A 17,256-nucleotide genomic window follows, 5' to 3' on the forward strand; every position below is an offset into this window, starting at 1 on the left:
ATTTAATATGCATTCTATTAGCTTCAATATTTATTATTGGAGTTAGCGCCAACAGTTCTTTTGCTCACATAAAATGGTTTCAATCCTTTAATATTCAAGAGCAACCTATATCACCTGGCCAATTCATGGCGACACCAACATGGTTGCTTGGCCTAGTCCTGAGCCTGCCTGCGCTTTGGGCCTGTGTAGCGCTTGACGCGGCAGGAAAAAACTCTCGGCTTGGCTGGGTTCTGTCCTTGATACGGCAACCCTTTGGCTTCAAGGCCGACGACCTGATCCGTCTCACCGTTGCGTTTTGGCTGTCCTGGCTCTGGATGCTGCCGGAGCCGATCTGGTTGACGCCCGAGCTTAAGGCCGCAGATCCCAGCATACAGTGGATACAACTCGGATTGGCTGCACTTTGCCTCTCGCGCAGGGGAGCTGGTCTGACCGGGCTTGGCTTGATTGGCCTATGGGTTGGCGCGGCGCGGCAATATGGGACCTACCACCTGCTGGATTACCCTCTCTTTCTGGGATTTGCCATCTGCCTGATCTGCATCAGCCTTGACAGGCTTCGGGTTCGGGCTCTGGCCAGCTTCACCGCCCACCGGATCGGGCTTCTCGGCGCAGCAATGTCCTGGACGCTGATGTGGGCTTCTATGGAAAAATGGGCTTTCGCGGATTGGTCGCTGACGCTGCTGTGTGCGCGGCCCTATTTGACGATGGGATTGACGCCAGACGTCTTTCTCAGCCTCTCCGGCTGGTTTGAATTTGGCGCCGCCGCCATGCTGCTGTTGGGCGGCCCCGTTGCCAGCCGGCTATCGGCCTTCGCACTGCTGATGATCTTTGGCTCCGCCGTGCTGGAATTCGGCCGGGTGGATCTGGTTGGACATTTTCCAATCATCGCGGTTCTGGCCATCACCATCTGGAAAGGCAATGGCCAGGTCGGCGCCACCGTCAATCTCAACCATAAACCTGCCCTGAACCGAGCGTTGCTTCTGCCTCTTATCTATCTCGCCGCGCTGTTCGTCACCGGCATCGCTTATATCGGCGGCTGGAATTTCGCCTATGGCGATGGCACCACGCGAGGCTTTTACAGTGATTACGATCTGGCCAGCTTGCTGCTCCTCTGGCTGGTAGCAGCGCTGATCCTCACCATCACCTTTATCTTTGCCGTCGTGCTGGGCCGGCGAGACCGCAAGCGCGCGGCGTCATCGACCTGATCGAATAGCTTCGGGCAAGTCACCATTGCCCGGAGGCAATCTCTCGAAACGCCGTCTTTATTCTGTCGCTGAATTATGCTCTAGGAAGAGAAAGAACCCGGCCATAGCAAGGCCGCGTTCGTCAATCGTGCGCCTATGGCAAACGGCCTTCCAAGGAGAGACTATATGACCACCCAGACCTATCCGGTTTACGGCGAGATCACCGGCCCGATCGTGATGATCGGCTTCGGCTCGATCGGCCGTGGCACGCTGCCGCTGATCGAACGCCATTTCAAGTTCGACAAGAGCCGGATGGTGGTCATCGACCCGCGCAATGACGAAGCTGAATTGCTGGCCAAGCATGGCATCAAGCATATCCAGGCGCATGTCACTAAGGAAAACTACAAGGACCTGCTGAAGCCGCTGCTGACCGAAGGCGAAGGCCAGGGCTTCTGCGTCAACCTGTCGGTCGATACCGGCTCGCTCGACCTGATGAAGCTGTGCCGCAAGCTGGATGTGCTCTATATCGATACCGTTGTCGAGCCTTGGCTGGGCTTCTATTTCGACAAGAACATGAAGAACTCTGAGCGCACTAACTACGCGCTGCGCGAAACCGTTCGCCAGGAAAAGAAAAAGAACCCAGGCGGCACCACCGCCGTTTCCACCTGCGGCGCCAATCCGGGCATGGTCTCCTGGTTCGTCAAGCAGGCGCTGGTCAATATCGCCAACGAGATCGGCCTGAAATTCGAAGAGCCCTCGGTCGATGACCGCGAAGGCTGGGCCAAGCTGATGAAGAAGGTCGGCGTCAAGGGCATTCACATTGCCGAGCGCGACACCCAGCTCGCCAAGACACCGAAGCCGCTCAACGTGTTCTGGAACACATGGTCGGTCGAAGGCTTTATTTCCGAAGGCTTGCAGCCAGCCGAACTTGGCTGGGGTACCCATGAAAACTGGATGCCGAAAAACGCCAAGAAGCACAAGAAGGGCTGCCAGGCGGCGATCTATCTGGAGCAGCCGGGCGCCAATACCCGCGTGCGCACCTGGTGCCCGACGCCCGGCCCGCAATACGGCTTCCTCGTCACCCACAACGAGTCGATCTCGATTGCCGATTACTTCACCGTCGAGAAGGATGGCGAAGTCGCCTATCGCCCGACCTGCCACTACGCCTATCATCCGGCCAATGACGCAGTTCTGTCGCTGCATGAAATGTTCGGCAATGGCGGCACCGCCCAGCCGGTTCTGCATGTTCTCGACGAAAACGAGCTGGTTGACGGCATCGATGAGTTGGGCGTGCTGCTCTATGGCCACGAAAAGAACGCCTACTGGTATGGTTCGCGCCTGTCGCTGGAAGAAACCCGCCGCATCGCCCCTTACCAGAATGCCACTGGCTTGCAGGTAACCTCCGCAGTGCTGGCTGGCATGGTCTGGGCCATCGAGAACCCGAAGGCTGGGATCGTTGAGGCCGACGAAGTCGATTACAAGCGCTGCCTGGAAGTGCAGTCGCCCTATCTCGGCCCGGTCGAAGGCCATTACACCGACTGGACCCCGCTCGACGGTCGTCCCGGCCTGTTCCCGGAAGACCTCGACACCAAGGACGCCTGGCAGTTCAAGAATATCCTGGTGCGCTAAACGCAGCAGAACGGCGGATGGCAATATCCATCTGCCGATTTGAAACACCAGACTGAAGTAATGGTGCCGCGCATCGAAAGACCGCGCGGCCCCAAGCCGACATCAAGACTGCCATGGCACGCCTTTCATGCTCCTGTGGAACATCAATACCAGGATTGTGTTCAAGTGGCCGGGAAGAGGTTGAAAGCCTTGCTTTCGTTCGATCTTCGCGGCATGGTCGCCAGTATGGAACCTGATCGGCCCTCGCGGTATTTCAGGATATCGGTTGTTACCAACCGGGAATATGAAGCGTAAAGGACCTCTCTGGCCGAGGCGGCCGAAAGAGGCCAGAGACATAGGCGGCCATAATGTCCTGCCGGATGGAGACTGTCATGAAGGTCAAAAGCATCGCAATTCTGCTCGTCGCGGCCTTTGCCGTGTCATCCTGCGTGGGCACGCCGCCGCCGCGCCAGGTCGCGTATAATACGCCGCAGCCGCAGGGCGTCGATGGCGCCTGGGTCGATCCGAACGGCATCGTTTCCACCTTCCAGGGCGGCACCTTTGCCACCCGCTCCAGCGATACCAATGCGCTTCTGGCCTCCGGCACCTATACCAATAGCTCGCCGACGCTGGTGGAGATCAACATGACCTCATTGGTGCGCAAGACCCAGTCGCGGGTCAATTGCGCGCTGGTTTCGCCAGAACAGCTGAACTGCACCACGGATGCCGGCTCGAATTTCTCGCTACGCCGCAAAATCTGACGCTTCAACGCATCCACGCTTGGCAAAGCCGGTCCATGGGGCCGGCTTTTTGCTGTTCTGGCGTATTTTCGCTTGCGATAAACCAAGCACGATGGAAACATGCAACCTTCCGCAAAAGCCCGATAAGAACGTCATAAAAGAGGGGTAACCAGAGCGGGTGTTCCATGAAATCAGGAGTTACGGATGTTAAAAAGATTTAAATTTGGCCTATTGAGCGCCTCGGTGCTCATCCTGTCGTCGGGGGCGGCCTTTGCCGATTTCGAACTGAACATCCTGCATATCAACGATTTCCATTCCCGGATCGAATCGATCAACAAATATGATTCGACCTGCTCGGCAGATGAGGAAAGCAAGAACCAGTGCTTCGGTGGCGCCGCTCGCCTGAAGACCGCGTTCGACCAGACCCGCGCGGCGCTGGCCGGCAAGAATGTCCTGTCGCTGAATGCCGGCGACAATTTCCAGGGATCGCTGTTTTACACCACATACAAGGGCACCGCTGAACTGGATGTAATGAACATCCTGAAGTTCGACGCCATGACGCTTGGCAATCACGAATTCGACGATGGGGAGACGGCCATCGGTCCCTTCCTCGACAAGGTGCAGTTTCCGGTCGTCGTCGCCAATCTGGAAGTCAATGCCGAATCGAAGTTGAAGGACAAGTTCAAGCCCTCCACAATCCTGGAGATCGGCGGCCAGAAGATTGGCATTGTCGGCGCCGTTACCCCTGAGACCGTCGAACTCGCCTCGCCGGGACCGAATGTGAAATTCACCGATGATGTTGCTGCCATCACCACAGAAGTGAAGAAACTCAAGGCCGAAGGCGTCAACAAGATCATCGCCCTCACCCATGTCGGCTATCACCGTGACATGGAAATCGCCAAGATCCCTGACGTCGACGTCGTGGTCGGTGGCCATTCCCACACGCTGCTGTCAAACACCGATCCGAAGGCCGAAGGCCCCTATCCGACGCTGGTCGACAATCCCGGCGGCTACAAGGTGCCGGTTGTGACAGCTGCTTCCTACAGCAAATATCTCGGCGATCTGACGGTGGTGTTCGACGATAACGGCGTGGTGAAAAGCGCCAAGGGCGATCCGATCCTGATCGATTCGAAATTCAAGCCTGATGAAGCGATGACCGCCAAGGTCAAGGAACTGGCCGGTCCGATCCAGGAATTGCGCCAGAAGGAAATCGGTGAAAGCGCCGGACCTATCGACGGTGCCTCCACCTCCTGCCGCGCCAAGGAATGCCCCATGGGCAATCTGGTGGCCGAGGCCATGCTGGACCATACCCGCAGCCAGGGCATCAGCATTGCCATCCAGAACGGCGGCGGCCTGCGCGCCTCGATCGGCGGCGGCAAGGTCACTATGGGTTCCGTCATCACGGTCCTGCCCTTCCAGAACACGCTTGCGACCTTCCAGCTCAAGGGCTCCGACGTGATTGCGGCGCTTGAAAACGGCGTGAGCCAGGTGGACGACGGCGCGGGCCGGTTCTCACAGGTTGCCGGTCTGAAATACAGCTTCGACCGTTCCAAGCCGGTCGGCAGCCGGATCGTTGACGTGCAGGTCAAGGACGGCGACGGCTTCGTACCGCTCGATACCAGCAAGCTCTACGGTGTCGTCACCAATAATTACATGCGCACCGGCGGCGACGGCTACAAGATCTTTGCGACAGCCGGGCAGAATGCCTATGATTATGGCCCGGATCTCGCCGATGTGACAGCTGACTTCCTGGCCAAGAATTCGCCCTACAAGCCATTTACCGATGGCCGCGTCAGCGAAGTCACGCCAGCTGGCTATGTCGCACCTGCTGCCCAGCCGAAGACGGCGACGGCGGCCCAAGCCACGGCACCGGCTCCTGCCCCAACAGCGCCTGCCGCACCTGCTCCGGCAACCCCTGCCCCCGCCGCTCCGGCTCCCGTAACTCCAGCCGTTTCCGCACCGCCTGCCGCCGCTCAGCCGACCCAATATACCGTGGTTAAGGGCGACAGCCTGTGGAAAATCGCTGAAACCACCTATGGCAATGGCGAGGACTGGAAGAAGATTGCCGGTGCCAACAAGCTGCGCCATCCCGACCATATCGAGATCGGTGAGGTTCTGACCGTTCCGGCAAAATAACTTTCAGTTGCGGGAGACCCAAACCTCCCGCATGCGACAAAAGGTCCGGCCCGGAGCGATCCGGGCCATTTTTCATTCTGGACAGTGATCTCATCTCGGTCCAAAAGCGTAACAGCAGCATCGAATTCTTGACCAGGGAAGTCCAAATATGAGCGCGATCGTCAACCATCTTCCTGCCGAACATCCAAAGGTCAATTTCGGCAAGGTCGGCGTGCTGCTCGTCAATCTCGGGACGCCCGACGGGACCGATTACACCTCGATGCGCCGCTACCTGAAGGAATTCCTCAGCGACAAGCGGGTTATCGAATGGTCACGACTGTTCTGGTATCCCATCCTCTATGGCATTGTTCTGAACACCCGTCCGGGCAAGGTCGGCAAGGCCTATGCCGAAATCTGGAACAAGGATCTGAACGAGAGCTATCTGCGGACTTACACCCGCAACCAAGCCGAGAAAATGGCGGTCTCGTTTGCCGATCTGCCAAATGTCGTGGTGGATTGGGCGATGCGCTACGGCCAACCGTCTATCAAATCCCGCATCGACGCGCTGCAAAAGGCCGGCTGCGAAAAGATCCTGCTGTTTCCGCTCTATCCACAATATGCCGCCGCCACCACGGCCACGGTCAATGACGAAGCCTTCAAGGCATTGCTCAAGATGCGCTGGCAACCGGCACTGCGCACCGTGCCGCAATATAGCGACGATCCTGTCTATATTGATGCACTGGCCAATTCCATCGAATCCCATCTCGCCAGCCTCGACTGGGAACCGGAACTGGTGCTGACCTCGTTCCACGGCATTCCGAAGTCCTATTTCATGAAGGGCGATCCCTATCATTGCCAGTGCTACAAGACCGCGCGGCTGCTGCGCGACCGGCTGGGCTGGCCGAAGGAAAAGCTGATGGTGACCTTCCAGTCCCGCTTCGGGCCTGAGGAATGGCTACAGCCCTATACCGACAAGACCGTGGAAAAACTGGCCAAGGATGGCGTCAAGCGTATTGCCGTGATCAATCCCGGCTTCGTCTCCGATTGTCTGGAAACGCTGGAGGAAATTGCCGGAGAAGCGGGCGAAATCTTCCACCACGCCGGCGGTGAGAAATTCACCCATATCCCCTGCCTGAACGACAGCCCGGACGGCATGCGCGTACTGGAAAATGTTGTGCGCCGGGAGTTGCAGGGCTGGGTTTGAGACGAAGAGTCATTTTCAATGACTCCTCGTAGAAGTCCTTAAACCAAAATCACGCGGTTTGCAGGTCCGCGGGTCGGATCAATCGGGCGCCAAGCTCGATTCCCGGCTTTTCAATGAAAAGGTAACTGACCAGCGACAGAAGATAAGTCGCGACAAGCGTGAAGATCACAACACAGGCCTGTAGAACCGAGTTCGAAACGCCCAATCCGGTCAGAACGGCGATCGACACATAAAGCGGGATCATGTGAACAAGATAGACCGAATAGGAAATCTGCCCGAGATGGACCGGCATTGCCGACCCCAGAAGCCGCGCCGGCAGGTGCATCAGGTGGTGGACGGGGGCCGCTGCCGAGAGCAGGACACCGGCCCAAAGCATAAGAGGCAGCAATTGTGAAAGCCCTTCGCGGGCAATCGCAATACCGGCAAAGCCCAGAATTGCCAACAGCCATCCCCGCCATTCCTGCCTGCGATCGAAGGCCATATAGCTGCAGATGCCGATGGCAAAGCGGGAAGCCTTATAGCCGACGAACCCGCCGGGAAGCAGATCCGTCGCCAGGATCAGGGAAAGGAAAACCGCAGCTCCCAGCGGCCAGCGCTGCTTTTTGGCCAACACCCACAGGAAAAACGGCGCCAGGAGATAAAACTGCCACTCCATGGAAATGCTCCAGGCCTGGCCGACGATCGTATAAGGGGCGCTATCGAGCACGCGATCCGGCACCAGGCCCTGCAACAACGGAACATGGACGATAAGCTGCTGACCGAGCGATTCCAGGCCCTGTTGAGCCAGGTAAAGCCGGTTGGCATTGGTCGGCGTCGCGAAGGGAATGTCCTGCCAGGCGGAAACCTGCACCGGCAGCAACATTGTCGAAAGGGCCAGAACCACCAGATATAATGGAAACAGCCGGAAGCCACGGCGGGCAATATAAAGTCCCAGCGGCTCAGCATTGCGGTCGATCAGACGGGCGATCACGAAGCCGGACAGGATGATAAACACATCCACTGCCAAGACATTGCGGTCGACAATTGGCAGGCCCCAGCCGAATGTCAAGGAAACATGCCCGAGCACCACCCACCATGCCATGATACCTCGCAGACCTTCAAGTGAAGTTATCCTATGGCTTTGACTGGGCTGCATTTTCATATTCTCAAGACATGTTTCGGGAAAACCAGTTCCCGTTCCCCTTCAGCACCCTGCGTTTTAGCCACCGTGGGATACTGACTCCGCTTAAAATTTCTATTGCATACTTCAAATATACAAATTGCTTTTAAAATGCCGTTCTTGATGAGTCCATATTGAAATGAGCTTCCCCGCCCTTGCCTGTCGCACTGTTCATTCACGGCGATCTTGATTGTAAAATCAAGCTTCCACAATCTAAAGATTGTGTAATCCACAGGTACAAATCAAAGCAATAATTAATTGTTCCACCCTACATTCAACCTATCGAGAGAGATTGCCGCGGCCCAGCGGAGGAGGAATCTATGCGTATTAATGGTAAAATATATCTACTTGTTTTCATTCTCGGCTTTGCCGCGTCCCTGATTGGGGCGATCGGGATCTTCGTGGCATTGCGATATGACAGCAAGACCGCACAGGTCCTCAACCTATCTGAGCGCGCCTTCCAGGGTGAGCGGCTCAACCGCCTGATCACTTCAGTCGTGATGGAATCACGGGGTATCTACGCGGCGAAATCGAAGGAAGATGCCGACAAGTTCGGCAAGGGGCTGACAAAAAGCCTCGATGACATGGATGCCACGCTTCAAACCTGGCGGAAAATGATACCGGAAACCCAGCTGCAGGCCTTCCAAGCCATGGTTGCCAAGGCGGCGGAATTCCGGACATTCCGCACGGAAACAGTCCGTCTGGGCACAGAAGTCAGTCCGCAGGCCGCCAATGAGCAGGGCAATAACGAGGCCAACCGCGCCAACCGCAAAGCCTTCCAGACGGAGGTGGATGCCGTCGTCAGCGCCGACAAGAAAGAACTCCAGGAGGTCACGGCATCGGTCGCCAGCTTCCAGACAGCCATGATGATCCTGATCGTCTCGGTGACGACAGTTTCCATCCTGATCGGCGTCGGCCTCGGGATCTATATCGGCGTCAAGCAGTTGAGCCGCCCGATCGTCCAGCTCACCGCGGCCATCAAGCGTGTCGCCAATGGTGATTTTGAAACCGACGTGCCGGGCGCCACCCGTAAGGATGAAATCGGCGACATGGCCTTGGCGGTGGAAACCTTCAAGCGCAATGGCCAGGAGGTCGCCCGCATGAATGCCCAGGAAACCGCCCTTCGCGCAAAAAGCGATGACCTGCAATCCAGCATGTCCGTTGTCGTCGCAGCAGCCGCCGATGGCGATTTCAGCAAGCGGATCGACAAACATTACGACGACCCAAATCTTGACCGTTTCGCTAACAATATCAATGAGCTGATCGCAAGCGTCGAGCGCGGAGTGACGGAAACCCGTCGGGTGATCGCCAATCTCGCCAGCGGCGATCTGAGCCAGGAAATGCAAGGCCAGTTCAGAGGCGCGTTCGGCGAATTGCAGGCCAATGTCAACACCACCTTTGAGCGCCTGCGCGACACGATTTCCAGTATCCGCCACAAGACGGACACGATCAGCGGCAGCACCGGCCAATTGAGCAATGCCACCAACGAGTTGTCGATGCGCACCGAAAAGCAGGCAGCCGCTCTGGAAGAAACTTCAGCGGCACTTGATGAGATCACAGTCGTGGTGCGCAGTTCGTCGGACCGTGCCCAGGAAGCCAGCCGGATTGTGACGGAAGCCACGGAAAATGCCGCCCAGTCCGCCGTCGTGGTGAGCGAAGCCGTGGACGCCATGGGCCGGATCGAAAATGCTTCCAAGGAAATTTCCACCATCATCAACGTCATCGACGAGATTTCCTTCCAGACCAATCTTCTGGCCCTGAATGCCGGTGTGGAAGCCGCGCGTGCGGGTGAAGCCGGCAAGGGGTTTGCCGTGGTGGCCCAGGAAGTGCGCGAACTGGCGCAACGCTCCGCCAATGCCGCCAAGGACATCAAGGCGCTGATTACCAAATCCGGTCAGGAGGTCGAAGGCGGGGTCAAGCTGGTGCAAAAAACCGGCGAAGCGCTGGCAAAGATCGAAAGCCGGGTGCTGACCATCAATGAGCATATCCATTCCATCGCCAATGCGGCCAAGGAACAGGCAACCGGCCTGCATGAGATCAATGCCGCCATCAACCAGATGGATCAGGTGACCCAGCAGAATGCCGCCATGGTCGAGGAAACCTCGGCGTCTACCCATTCGCTCTCCGACGAGGCGCAGAGCCTGGTCGGGCTGCTCAGCCACTTCAAGATTTCCGGGCAACAAGGCCGCTCGATGCCTGAAACCACGATGTCCGAGCCTCGGCGCAGGGCACCGCAGCCGGTCTCCGCAAATCTGACCGCCCGCAGCCCGGCTCCGTCACCGGCCCGCGAACGGGTCAAGGCCGTTGCCAAGGCCTTTGGCGGGGGCGCAGCTGCCGCTCAATCCCGGGATAACTGGGAGGAGTTTTGATACACTAATCCTCCTCAGATGAGGGCTTTCTCATCAGGACACACAATGCCAACGGTCATTCTTTGAATGATCGTTGGCATTGGTACGCAAAGTGGACACCGGTTTTCGGTCCGATGCTCTCCCGTCACACACCGCGCTTGTTGCCCCAGAGCAGCACATGCAGTTGCGGCAACACACAAGCCGAAAACCAGCGGTCTTCGACCACCCGGTCCACCAGCCAATGCATCCGGGTCATGATGCCATCCATGTCGATGACCGCGTCATCGTCTTCCGGCGGCGGGGGCGTGTGGTTGCCGGGTTGGAGATAGACCGGCAGATGCGGATGCCGGGCGCTGGCGTCGCGGGCATAGGCATAGTCGGCCTCATCGAAGACGATGAACTTCAACACGGTGAGCGGGCTTTTCTGCTGCCCCCGCGCTGCGGCTTTCTCCAGACAGAGCGAAAGCGCATCCCAATCCGTTTCCATGCCGCTCGAAGGTGGTTTGGGCGATAGCACCAGCACATCCAGATCGGCAAACCAGTCGCGGGCAATCGACCCCTGGGTTTCCAGGGCGAAGCGGTAGCCTCGCTCATGACCGTGGGCAATCAGCCCGCCCAGCGGCTGGATCGCCGGATTGCCGCCCGACAGCGACACCATCAATGGTACGCCCCCGGACAGGCTTTCCACCTCGGACCAGATCGCCTCGACGCTCATTGGCAGCCATTCGTGGCGAAAGCGGCTTTCCACCGCATGCAGGCTATCGCACCAGGAACAGCGATAATCGCAGCCGCCCATGCGCACGAACACGGTCGGCTGGCCGATCAACACCCCCTCACCCTGAATGGTCGGTCCGAAGATTTCGCTAACCCTAAGCCCCGCATCGCCCAAAATCTGAGACTGCGTCACGGACGATACTCCGCCCAGGTTTTCTGGGTTTCGCTGACCCGGACCGCAGAGGTCTCGGCAAATCGCTGCTTGCACCAGTCGTAGAAATGCTTGGCCAGACATTCCGCCGTGGTCTTGTCGTGACCCAGGACGTCATTGAGATGGCGATGATCGAAGGCCTCATCGATATAGGTCTTCAGCACCTTCAGCTCATGATAATCGCGCAGGAAGCCATGGTCGTTCAGGTCCTCCCCCGAAAGCTCGACCTCGACAATGTAATTATGCCCATGCAGCCGGGCGCATTGGTGATCGGCGGGAAGGCCTTTCAGCTGGTGCGAGGCGGAAAAATGAAACTCCTTGGTGATCCGGTACATGGTTTCAAACCTCCCTGGCCTGAAAGCTAGAGGTGGCGCTGACCCAGAAATCCGGATCTTCATAGGCAGTTGGATCGGTAACACCGGCCAGATGAAAGGCTTCGCGCCGTTCCACGCAGGTGCCGCACCGGCCGCAGTGGCGCGCACCGCCCTTGTAGCAGGACCATGTCTGGTCAAACGGCGTGCCGTATTTCGCCCCTTCGGTGACGATATCGGCCTTGGAAACCGTGACGAACGGCGCCATCAGCTTGACATCGGCATAGCCTTCCAGCGCATGGGCCTGCATGGTCTGGAATGCATCGATGAAACCGGGTCGGCAATCGGGGTAGATGAAATGGTCGCCGCCATGCACGGCAACGGCCACCGCATCCGCCTTGCGGGCCGCAGCCACGCCGAAGGCAATTGCCAGCATGATGGCATTGCGGTTCGGCACGACAGTGATCTTCATCGTCTCTTCGGCATAATGGCCGTCGGGAACCTCGAGATCATCCGTCAGTGCCGAGCCAGTCAGGCTGGCGCCAATCGCGGTAATGTCGATGATCTGGTGCGGCACGCCCAGCCGTTTGGCCGCGAGCGCTGCAAAATCCAGCTCTTTTTTATGACGCTGGCCGTAATCGAAGGAGATCAGGCCGATCAGCTGATGCTCCGCCGCCATTTTATCGGCAAGCGAAACGGAATCGAGTCCGCCTGAGCAGACGACGAGTATTTTCATGGTTCTAGTCCTTGTTTTTTCCGGGTAGGCTGCGACCGGTGGTGAAAACCGTGGCCCTGATAGCGCAGAAGTGAGGCTTTGCAAACCCGCCCGAACGGGTAATTGCCCCGAGAACGACCCTAGATTGGCCATGCCACTGGTAACGGGGTGGGGCCAAGCTTACATAAGGTTCAACAAAATAGCGGTGGTGAGAAAATATGTCCGGCTTCGATATTCTGGTTATTGCCCTGGTGGGCTTCGTCATCCTGGTGCTGATTGCCGGGATCAAGACCGTGCCGCAGGGCTTTCGCTATACGGTGGAACGCTTCGGGCGCTATACTCGCACGCTGGAACCGGGCCTCAACATCATCACACCCTTCATCGAGACCATCGGTGCCAGGATGAATGTGATGGAACAGGTGCTTGACGTTCCGACCCAGGAAGTCATCACCAAGGACAATGCCAGCGTTTCCGCCGATGCCGTGGCCTTTTATCAGGTGTTGAATGCTGCCGAAGCCGCCTATCAGGTCGCCAATCTGGAAAACGCCATTCTCAACCTGACCATGACCAATATCCGCTCGGTCATGGGCTCGATGGACCTCGACGAACTGCTCTCCAACCGCGAGGTCATCAATGACCGCCTGCTGCGGGTGGTGGATGAAGCCGTGCGCCCTTGGGGCATCAAGGTTACCCGCGTCGAGATCAAGGACATCCAGCCGCCCAAGGATCTGGTCGATGCCATGGGCCGCCAGATGAAGGCCGAGCGTGAAAAGCGCGCCCAGGTGTTGGAAGCCGAAGGCTTCCGCAATGCCCAGATTCTGCGGGCCGAAGGCGCCAAGCAGTCCGCCATCCTCCAGGCCGAAGGCCAGCGCGAAGCTGCCTATCGCGAGGCCGAGGCCCGCGAGCGTCTGGCCGAAGCGGAAGCCAAGGCGACAGCCCTGGTGTCGGCGGCAATTGCCGCCGGTGACGTCCAGGCCATCAACTACTTCGTCGCGCAGAAATATACCGAAGCGATGACCGCTATCGGCACCGCCTCCAACTCGAAAATCGTGCTGATGCCGATGGAAGCCTCATCGCTGATCGGTTCGCTGAGCGGCATTGGCGCCATCGCCCGTGAAGTGTTTGGCGGCGATGCCCCACAGGCGAGTTCCAACCCGGCTCGTGCCTCTGGCACCTCCACCAGAAGCGTTCCGAAAACCACCGCAGTCAGCACCACGCCCGTGATCAATCCCTTCGCCAAGTCGGAGGAATAAACCGCCATGTTCGCCACGCTGGTCGATCAATGGGGACCGTGGAGCTGGCTGGTGCTGGGACTGGCACTGCTGGCCGTCGAACTGGTCATGCCCGGCATGTTCATGATCTGGATCGGGCTGGGCGCCATTGCCACCGGCCTTCTCTCGCTGGCCTTCTGGGGCGATGCCTTCTGGCCCTGGCAGGTTCAAGCGCTGGTGTTCTGCGCTTTTTCAATTGCCGCCATCCTGATCGGGCGTAAATATCTACGCTCCGACGCCAGAAGCAGCGACGAGCCGCTGCTCAACCAGCGCACAGCAAGTCTTGTCGGACGAACCGCCACACTCCAGGAACCGATCCGCGAGGGTCGTGGCCGCATCAGGTTGGATGATACGTTCTGGACTGTGTCAGGACCGGATCTGGAGGCCGGAACCCAGGTCAAGATCATCGCCGCCCATGGCGGCGATTTGACGGTGGATGCGGCATAGGAACGAGGAGGATAGCGAGCGCCGATACGGCGCCGAATTTGTTATAGGGACTTCACAATTTTATCCCAATTGGATCGTTCAGTTGGTCACTATTCACAGGACAGAACGCACGGTAACTGCACGTGGGTGTCGGGAGTGACTTGACGAAACGTGTCTTGCAGTTTGCTGCCGTGTGCTTCAGCGCTGTCGGCTTGACCAACTGTGTATCCATAGACGCAAAATCGCTCCTACCCATGGCCGTCGGAGACAGCGTTGGGAGCCAGTACGGAAACTATGAGATGCAGAAAAGCGAGGAAACCCGCGGGCCGTCCGGAGAAAAATGCGTTGTATTCGCCTGGGACAGGCCGGTCTCGCCAACCATGGCGCTACGCATCAAATCCGCCAGTTGCGACTGTGTCCACCATCCGGGACATGTGGAATGCGTGGAACTGTCTCGAACACTCATTCCGTTGTCTCAAAGCGAGCTAACACGGCACAATAACGGCAATGCCGCCATCACCCTGTAACGTTAAAGAGAACGGCAAACCGCTCTTTCAGGCCACGCCAATCCGCAGCAGGTCATGGAAGTGGATAATACCGCCAGGCACACCGTCTTCATCGGTCACAAACAGCGCCGAAATGTTGTGCTGATTGAGGATTGCCATAGCAGTCGTAGCGAGTGTTTCGGTGTGTACCGTCTTTGGATGACGGGTCATCACCTCTTCCACCATCCGCTCACCGAGATTCCGGTTGAGGTTACGGGCAATATCACCATCGGTGATGATGCCGACCAGGCGGTTGGCGCTGTCGGTCACGCCGACGCAGCCAAAACGCTTCTGCGACAGCATGATGATCGCTTCCGGCACAGAGGTACCCTCCGGCACCAGCGGCACGTCCTCACCGATATGCATCATGTCACCGACATGGGTCAGCATCGCGCCTAGCTTGCCGCCCGGATGGAAGGTCTTGAAATCGTTCGGCCCGAAGCCACGCGCTTCCAGCAGCGCCAGCGCCAGTGCATCGCCCAGCGCCATCTGCATCATGGTGGAGGTGGTAGGCGCCAAGCCATGCGGGCAGGCTTCCTGTACCTTGGGCATCAAAAGCACGATGTCGGCTTCACGCGCCAAAGTGGATTGCTCACCAGCGGTAATGGCGATCAGCGGAATGGAGAACCGGCGGGTAAAGGACAGAATGCCGTTCAGCTCGGTGCTTTCGCCGCCCCAGGACAGGGCAATCACCACGTCGTCACGGGCAATCATGCCGAGGTCGCCGTGATTGGCTTCCGCCGGATGGATGAAGAAAGCCGGTGTGCCTGTCGAGGCAAAGGTCGCCGCGATCTTGCCGCCGATATGGCCGCTCTTGCCGACCCCAGAGACGATCACGCGGCCCGAACTTTTGCCGATAACATCGATTGCGTTGCAAAACGGCCCGGCAAGATATCCTGCCAAAGCCTCTTCCAGGGCCGCCAGCCCGCTTTGTTCGGTAGCGACAACACGCAATGCAGCCTTGATGGCGCTTGCTTCCACGAGTTTTACAGCCAGCTTGTTCATGGCAATGTCCATAGCGCTAATGAACTTAACTGTCCATTCACCCTTGCCTACAGTCTGTAAGAAATGACGACTGGCCGGTGTTTCTGGCAAGCTGACCTGTGCAAATCGTTGATCGCAACGAATAATTAACCATGGGAATTTACCTTTCGGTAATGGCATCACCGCCGAAAGACAGATTTCAACAGGCCGCAATGACGGACAGCCAGACCCATTCCCCTGATCGGCAGCACAGCGCGGGTTTTTGCCCGATGGTGTCCGCTGGCCTGCTGGCAGCCTGCCTGGTCGCGGCTGGGGCGGGTCCTGCCCTCTCCCAGCAGCTGACGTCGGGATCGACTGAGCAAAGCGCGGGCCTTGCGACCCTGCGCGGCTCCACAGCCAGCACCGACGACGCGGCAACAGGCACCGCTACGTCATCGACCACGGCAAAAACCAGGGCTGACGACCGCGAAGACACGCTGGATACCGACAGTTTCCGCCGCATCACCAATGACGCACTGGACGCCAACCGGATCAACCTCAGGGAATCGCCAGTCGATGAACGGCGTCAACTGCGCAAGACCGAGGATGACGGCACCGGCATCCATGTCGGCACGATGATTCTCAGGCCGGAATTGTCGCAAGGCATCAGCACCGAGCGCAAATCAACCGGCAGCGACAAGCAGAATACCACCTATTGGGACAACGGACTGAAAGGCACGCTGACCTCCGACTGGTCACGCCATCAACTGGTCATTACCGGCGACGGGCAATGGCGTCAGCGCATTGCCGGCGACCGCGACAGCGATCCTTCCGGTCGCGTCGATGCAGCATTGAGGCTGGATTTTGCCGATGACATGGCTGCCCGGCTGACGGCGGGCTATGGCTTCAGCCGCGAAAGCACCACCGACCCCAATGCCGTGCGCAATGCCTCGGTGCAATCCGGCGTCAACCAGTTCAGCGCCGGTGCTGTGCTGGAACGGCAGGTTGGTCCCCTGAAAGGCTCGCTCGGACTGGATTTCGAACGCTGGGTCTATACCGATGCCAAGCTTGCCGACGGCAGCATGCTGTCCAATTCCGACCGTAACCGCAATGCCGTCACACTGTCTTCGCGGCTGGGCTATGAAATCTCACCGGCACTAACGCCCTTTATCGAAGTCTCCACCGGCAAGACCCGTTATGACCAGAGCCAGGACAGCGCAGGCTATCGCCGCTCCGGCAATATTTATGGAGCCAAGGCCGGGATCAGCTCGGACATGGGCGAAAAACTCAGTGGCGAAATCGCCCTTGGCTATAAGCAGGCCAGTTTCGATGATACGCGGCTGGACGATCTGGGCGCGATGACTGTTGATGGCAATGTCGCGTGGTCACCGTTGCGCGGCACCAATGTCGATCTGGGTCTTGCCACCTCCATCGAACCATCCACCACCGCGGGCGTCAGCGGCGATGTCGCCTATGCACTGACGGCCGCCGTGACCCATGAATTGCGCGACAACCTGATTGCCAAGCTTTCGGGCGGCACCACCTGGCGCAATTATCGCGGCGGCAACCAGAGCACCGGCATGTATTACACGGCGGGCGGCGGGCTGGTTTACAAGGTCAACCGTTGGCTGGATCTCACTGCCGATCTGACCTGGGAAAAATCCACCAGTGACAGCAGTTCCGACGAAAAGACGCTGACGGCAGGCGTTGGCCTGAAACTGAGGCGGTAAACGAGAAAACGCCGC

General features: G+C 58.3%; 14 protein-coding genes. 9 read left to right on the plus strand and 5 right to left on the minus strand.

Annotated elements, in window-relative coordinates:
* Window positions 1-125: 125 nt before the first annotated feature.
* The 5 genes from G6L01_RS13020 to hemH all read left to right on the plus strand — a co-directional run bounded on the left by G6L01_RS13020 (window position 126) and on the right by hemH (window position 6,848).
* Window positions 126-1,202 carry a hypothetical protein gene (locus G6L01_RS13020; RefSeq protein ID WP_070166760.1) on the plus strand — a complete coding sequence of 359 codons (1,077 nt, stop codon included), beginning with the start codon at window positions 126-128 and terminating at the stop codon, window positions 1,200-1,202.
* Between the two features lie 165 nt (window positions 1,203-1,367).
* Entirely contained in the window at window positions 1,368-2,810 is a 1,443-nt protein-coding gene (locus G6L01_RS13025) for a homospermidine synthase (protein ID WP_070166762.1), read from the plus strand.
* A gap of 371 nt (window positions 2,811-3,181) precedes the next feature.
* Window positions 3,182-3,550 carry an outer membrane lipoprotein Omp10 gene (omp10, locus tag G6L01_RS13030; RefSeq protein ID WP_070166767.1) on the plus strand — a complete coding sequence of 123 codons (369 nt, stop codon included), beginning with the start codon at window positions 3,182-3,184 and terminating at the stop codon, window positions 3,548-3,550.
* 183 nt (window positions 3,551-3,733) lie between these two features.
* Window positions 3,734-5,665, plus strand: a complete 1,932-nt coding sequence (locus G6L01_RS13035) for a 5'-nucleotidase C-terminal domain-containing protein (protein ID WP_070166768.1) — start codon at window positions 3,734-3,736, stop codon at window positions 5,663-5,665.
* Between the two features lie 148 nt (window positions 5,666-5,813).
* The gene (gene hemH / locus G6L01_RS13040) at window positions 5,814-6,848 is read left to right on the plus strand and encodes a ferrochelatase (protein ID WP_070166770.1); all 1,035 of its coding nucleotides are present in this window, start codon (window positions 5,814-5,816) and stop codon (window positions 6,846-6,848) included.
* A gap of 49 nt (window positions 6,849-6,897) precedes the next feature.
* Here the strand turns inward: hemH and G6L01_RS13045 are convergent, their stop codons facing one another.
* Window positions 6,898-7,929 (minus strand): acyltransferase family protein, encoded by a 1,032-nt coding sequence (locus G6L01_RS13045; RefSeq protein ID WP_070166772.1) that lies wholly within the window; start codon window positions 7,927-7,929, stop codon window positions 6,898-6,900.
* Window positions 7,930-8,327: 398 nt separating this feature from the next.
* Here G6L01_RS13045 and G6L01_RS13050 point away from each other — a divergent pair, with 398 nt between their 5' ends.
* Window positions 8,328-10,376 carry a methyl-accepting chemotaxis protein gene (locus G6L01_RS13050; RefSeq protein ID WP_070166774.1) on the plus strand — a complete coding sequence of 683 codons (2,049 nt, stop codon included), beginning with the start codon at window positions 8,328-8,330 and terminating at the stop codon, window positions 10,374-10,376.
* Between the two features lie 124 nt (window positions 10,377-10,500).
* Here G6L01_RS13050 and queE read toward each other — a convergent pair whose 3' ends face one another.
* From queE to queC, 3 genes are read right to left on the minus strand one after another with little or no spacing between them, the layout of a single operon-like run.
* Window positions 10,501-11,340 carry a 7-carboxy-7-deazaguanine synthase QueE gene (gene queE, locus G6L01_RS13055; protein ID WP_420359818.1) on the minus strand — a complete coding sequence of 280 codons (840 nt, stop codon included), beginning with the start codon at window positions 11,338-11,340 and terminating at the stop codon, window positions 10,501-10,503.
* Window positions 11,259-11,615 (minus strand): 6-carboxytetrahydropterin synthase QueD, encoded by a 357-nt coding sequence (gene queD, locus G6L01_RS13060; protein ID WP_070166776.1) that lies wholly within the window; start codon window positions 11,613-11,615, stop codon window positions 11,259-11,261. The genes queE and queD overlap by 82 nt, the downstream gene beginning before the upstream one ends.
* 4 nt (window positions 11,616-11,619) lie before the next feature.
* Entirely contained in the window at window positions 11,620-12,327 is a 708-nt protein-coding gene (gene queC / locus G6L01_RS13065) for a 7-cyano-7-deazaguanine synthase QueC (RefSeq protein ID WP_070166778.1), read from the minus strand.
* A gap of 197 nt (window positions 12,328-12,524) precedes the next feature.
* Between queC and G6L01_RS13070 the strand changes: the two genes are divergently transcribed.
* Together G6L01_RS13070 and G6L01_RS13075 are read left to right on the plus strand one after the other, a co-directional pair.
* On the plus strand, window positions 12,525-13,559 hold the full coding sequence (locus tag G6L01_RS13070) for an SPFH domain-containing protein (protein WP_070166780.1): 1,035 nt from the start codon (window positions 12,525-12,527) through the stop codon (window positions 13,557-13,559).
* A gap of 6 nt (window positions 13,560-13,565) precedes the next feature.
* Window positions 13,566-14,024: an NfeD family protein gene (locus G6L01_RS13075; RefSeq protein ID WP_070166782.1), complete on the plus strand. Its 459-nt coding sequence runs from the start codon at window positions 13,566-13,568 to the stop codon at window positions 14,022-14,024.
* A 533-nt stretch (window positions 14,025-14,557) separates the two neighbouring features.
* On the opposite strand, the gene G6L01_RS13080 is transcribed toward G6L01_RS13075, so the two are convergent.
* Entirely contained in the window at window positions 14,558-15,553 is a 996-nt protein-coding gene (locus G6L01_RS13080; protein WP_070166997.1) for a KpsF/GutQ family sugar-phosphate isomerase, read from the minus strand.
* 191 nt (window positions 15,554-15,744) lie between these two features.
* On the opposite strand from G6L01_RS13080, the gene G6L01_RS13085 reads away from it, so the two are divergent.
* Window positions 15,745-17,241, plus strand: coding sequence for an outer membrane beta-barrel protein (locus G6L01_RS13085; protein ID WP_070166785.1), 1,497 nt, complete (start codon window positions 15,745-15,747; stop codon window positions 17,239-17,241).
* The last annotated feature ends 15 nt before the right edge of the window (window positions 17,242-17,256 follow it).

Origin of the sequence: Agrobacterium vitis (assembly GCF_013337045.2) — a bacterium.
GTDB classification, from domain to species: Bacteria; Pseudomonadota; Alphaproteobacteria; order Rhizobiales; family Rhizobiaceae; genus Allorhizobium; species Allorhizobium vitis_B.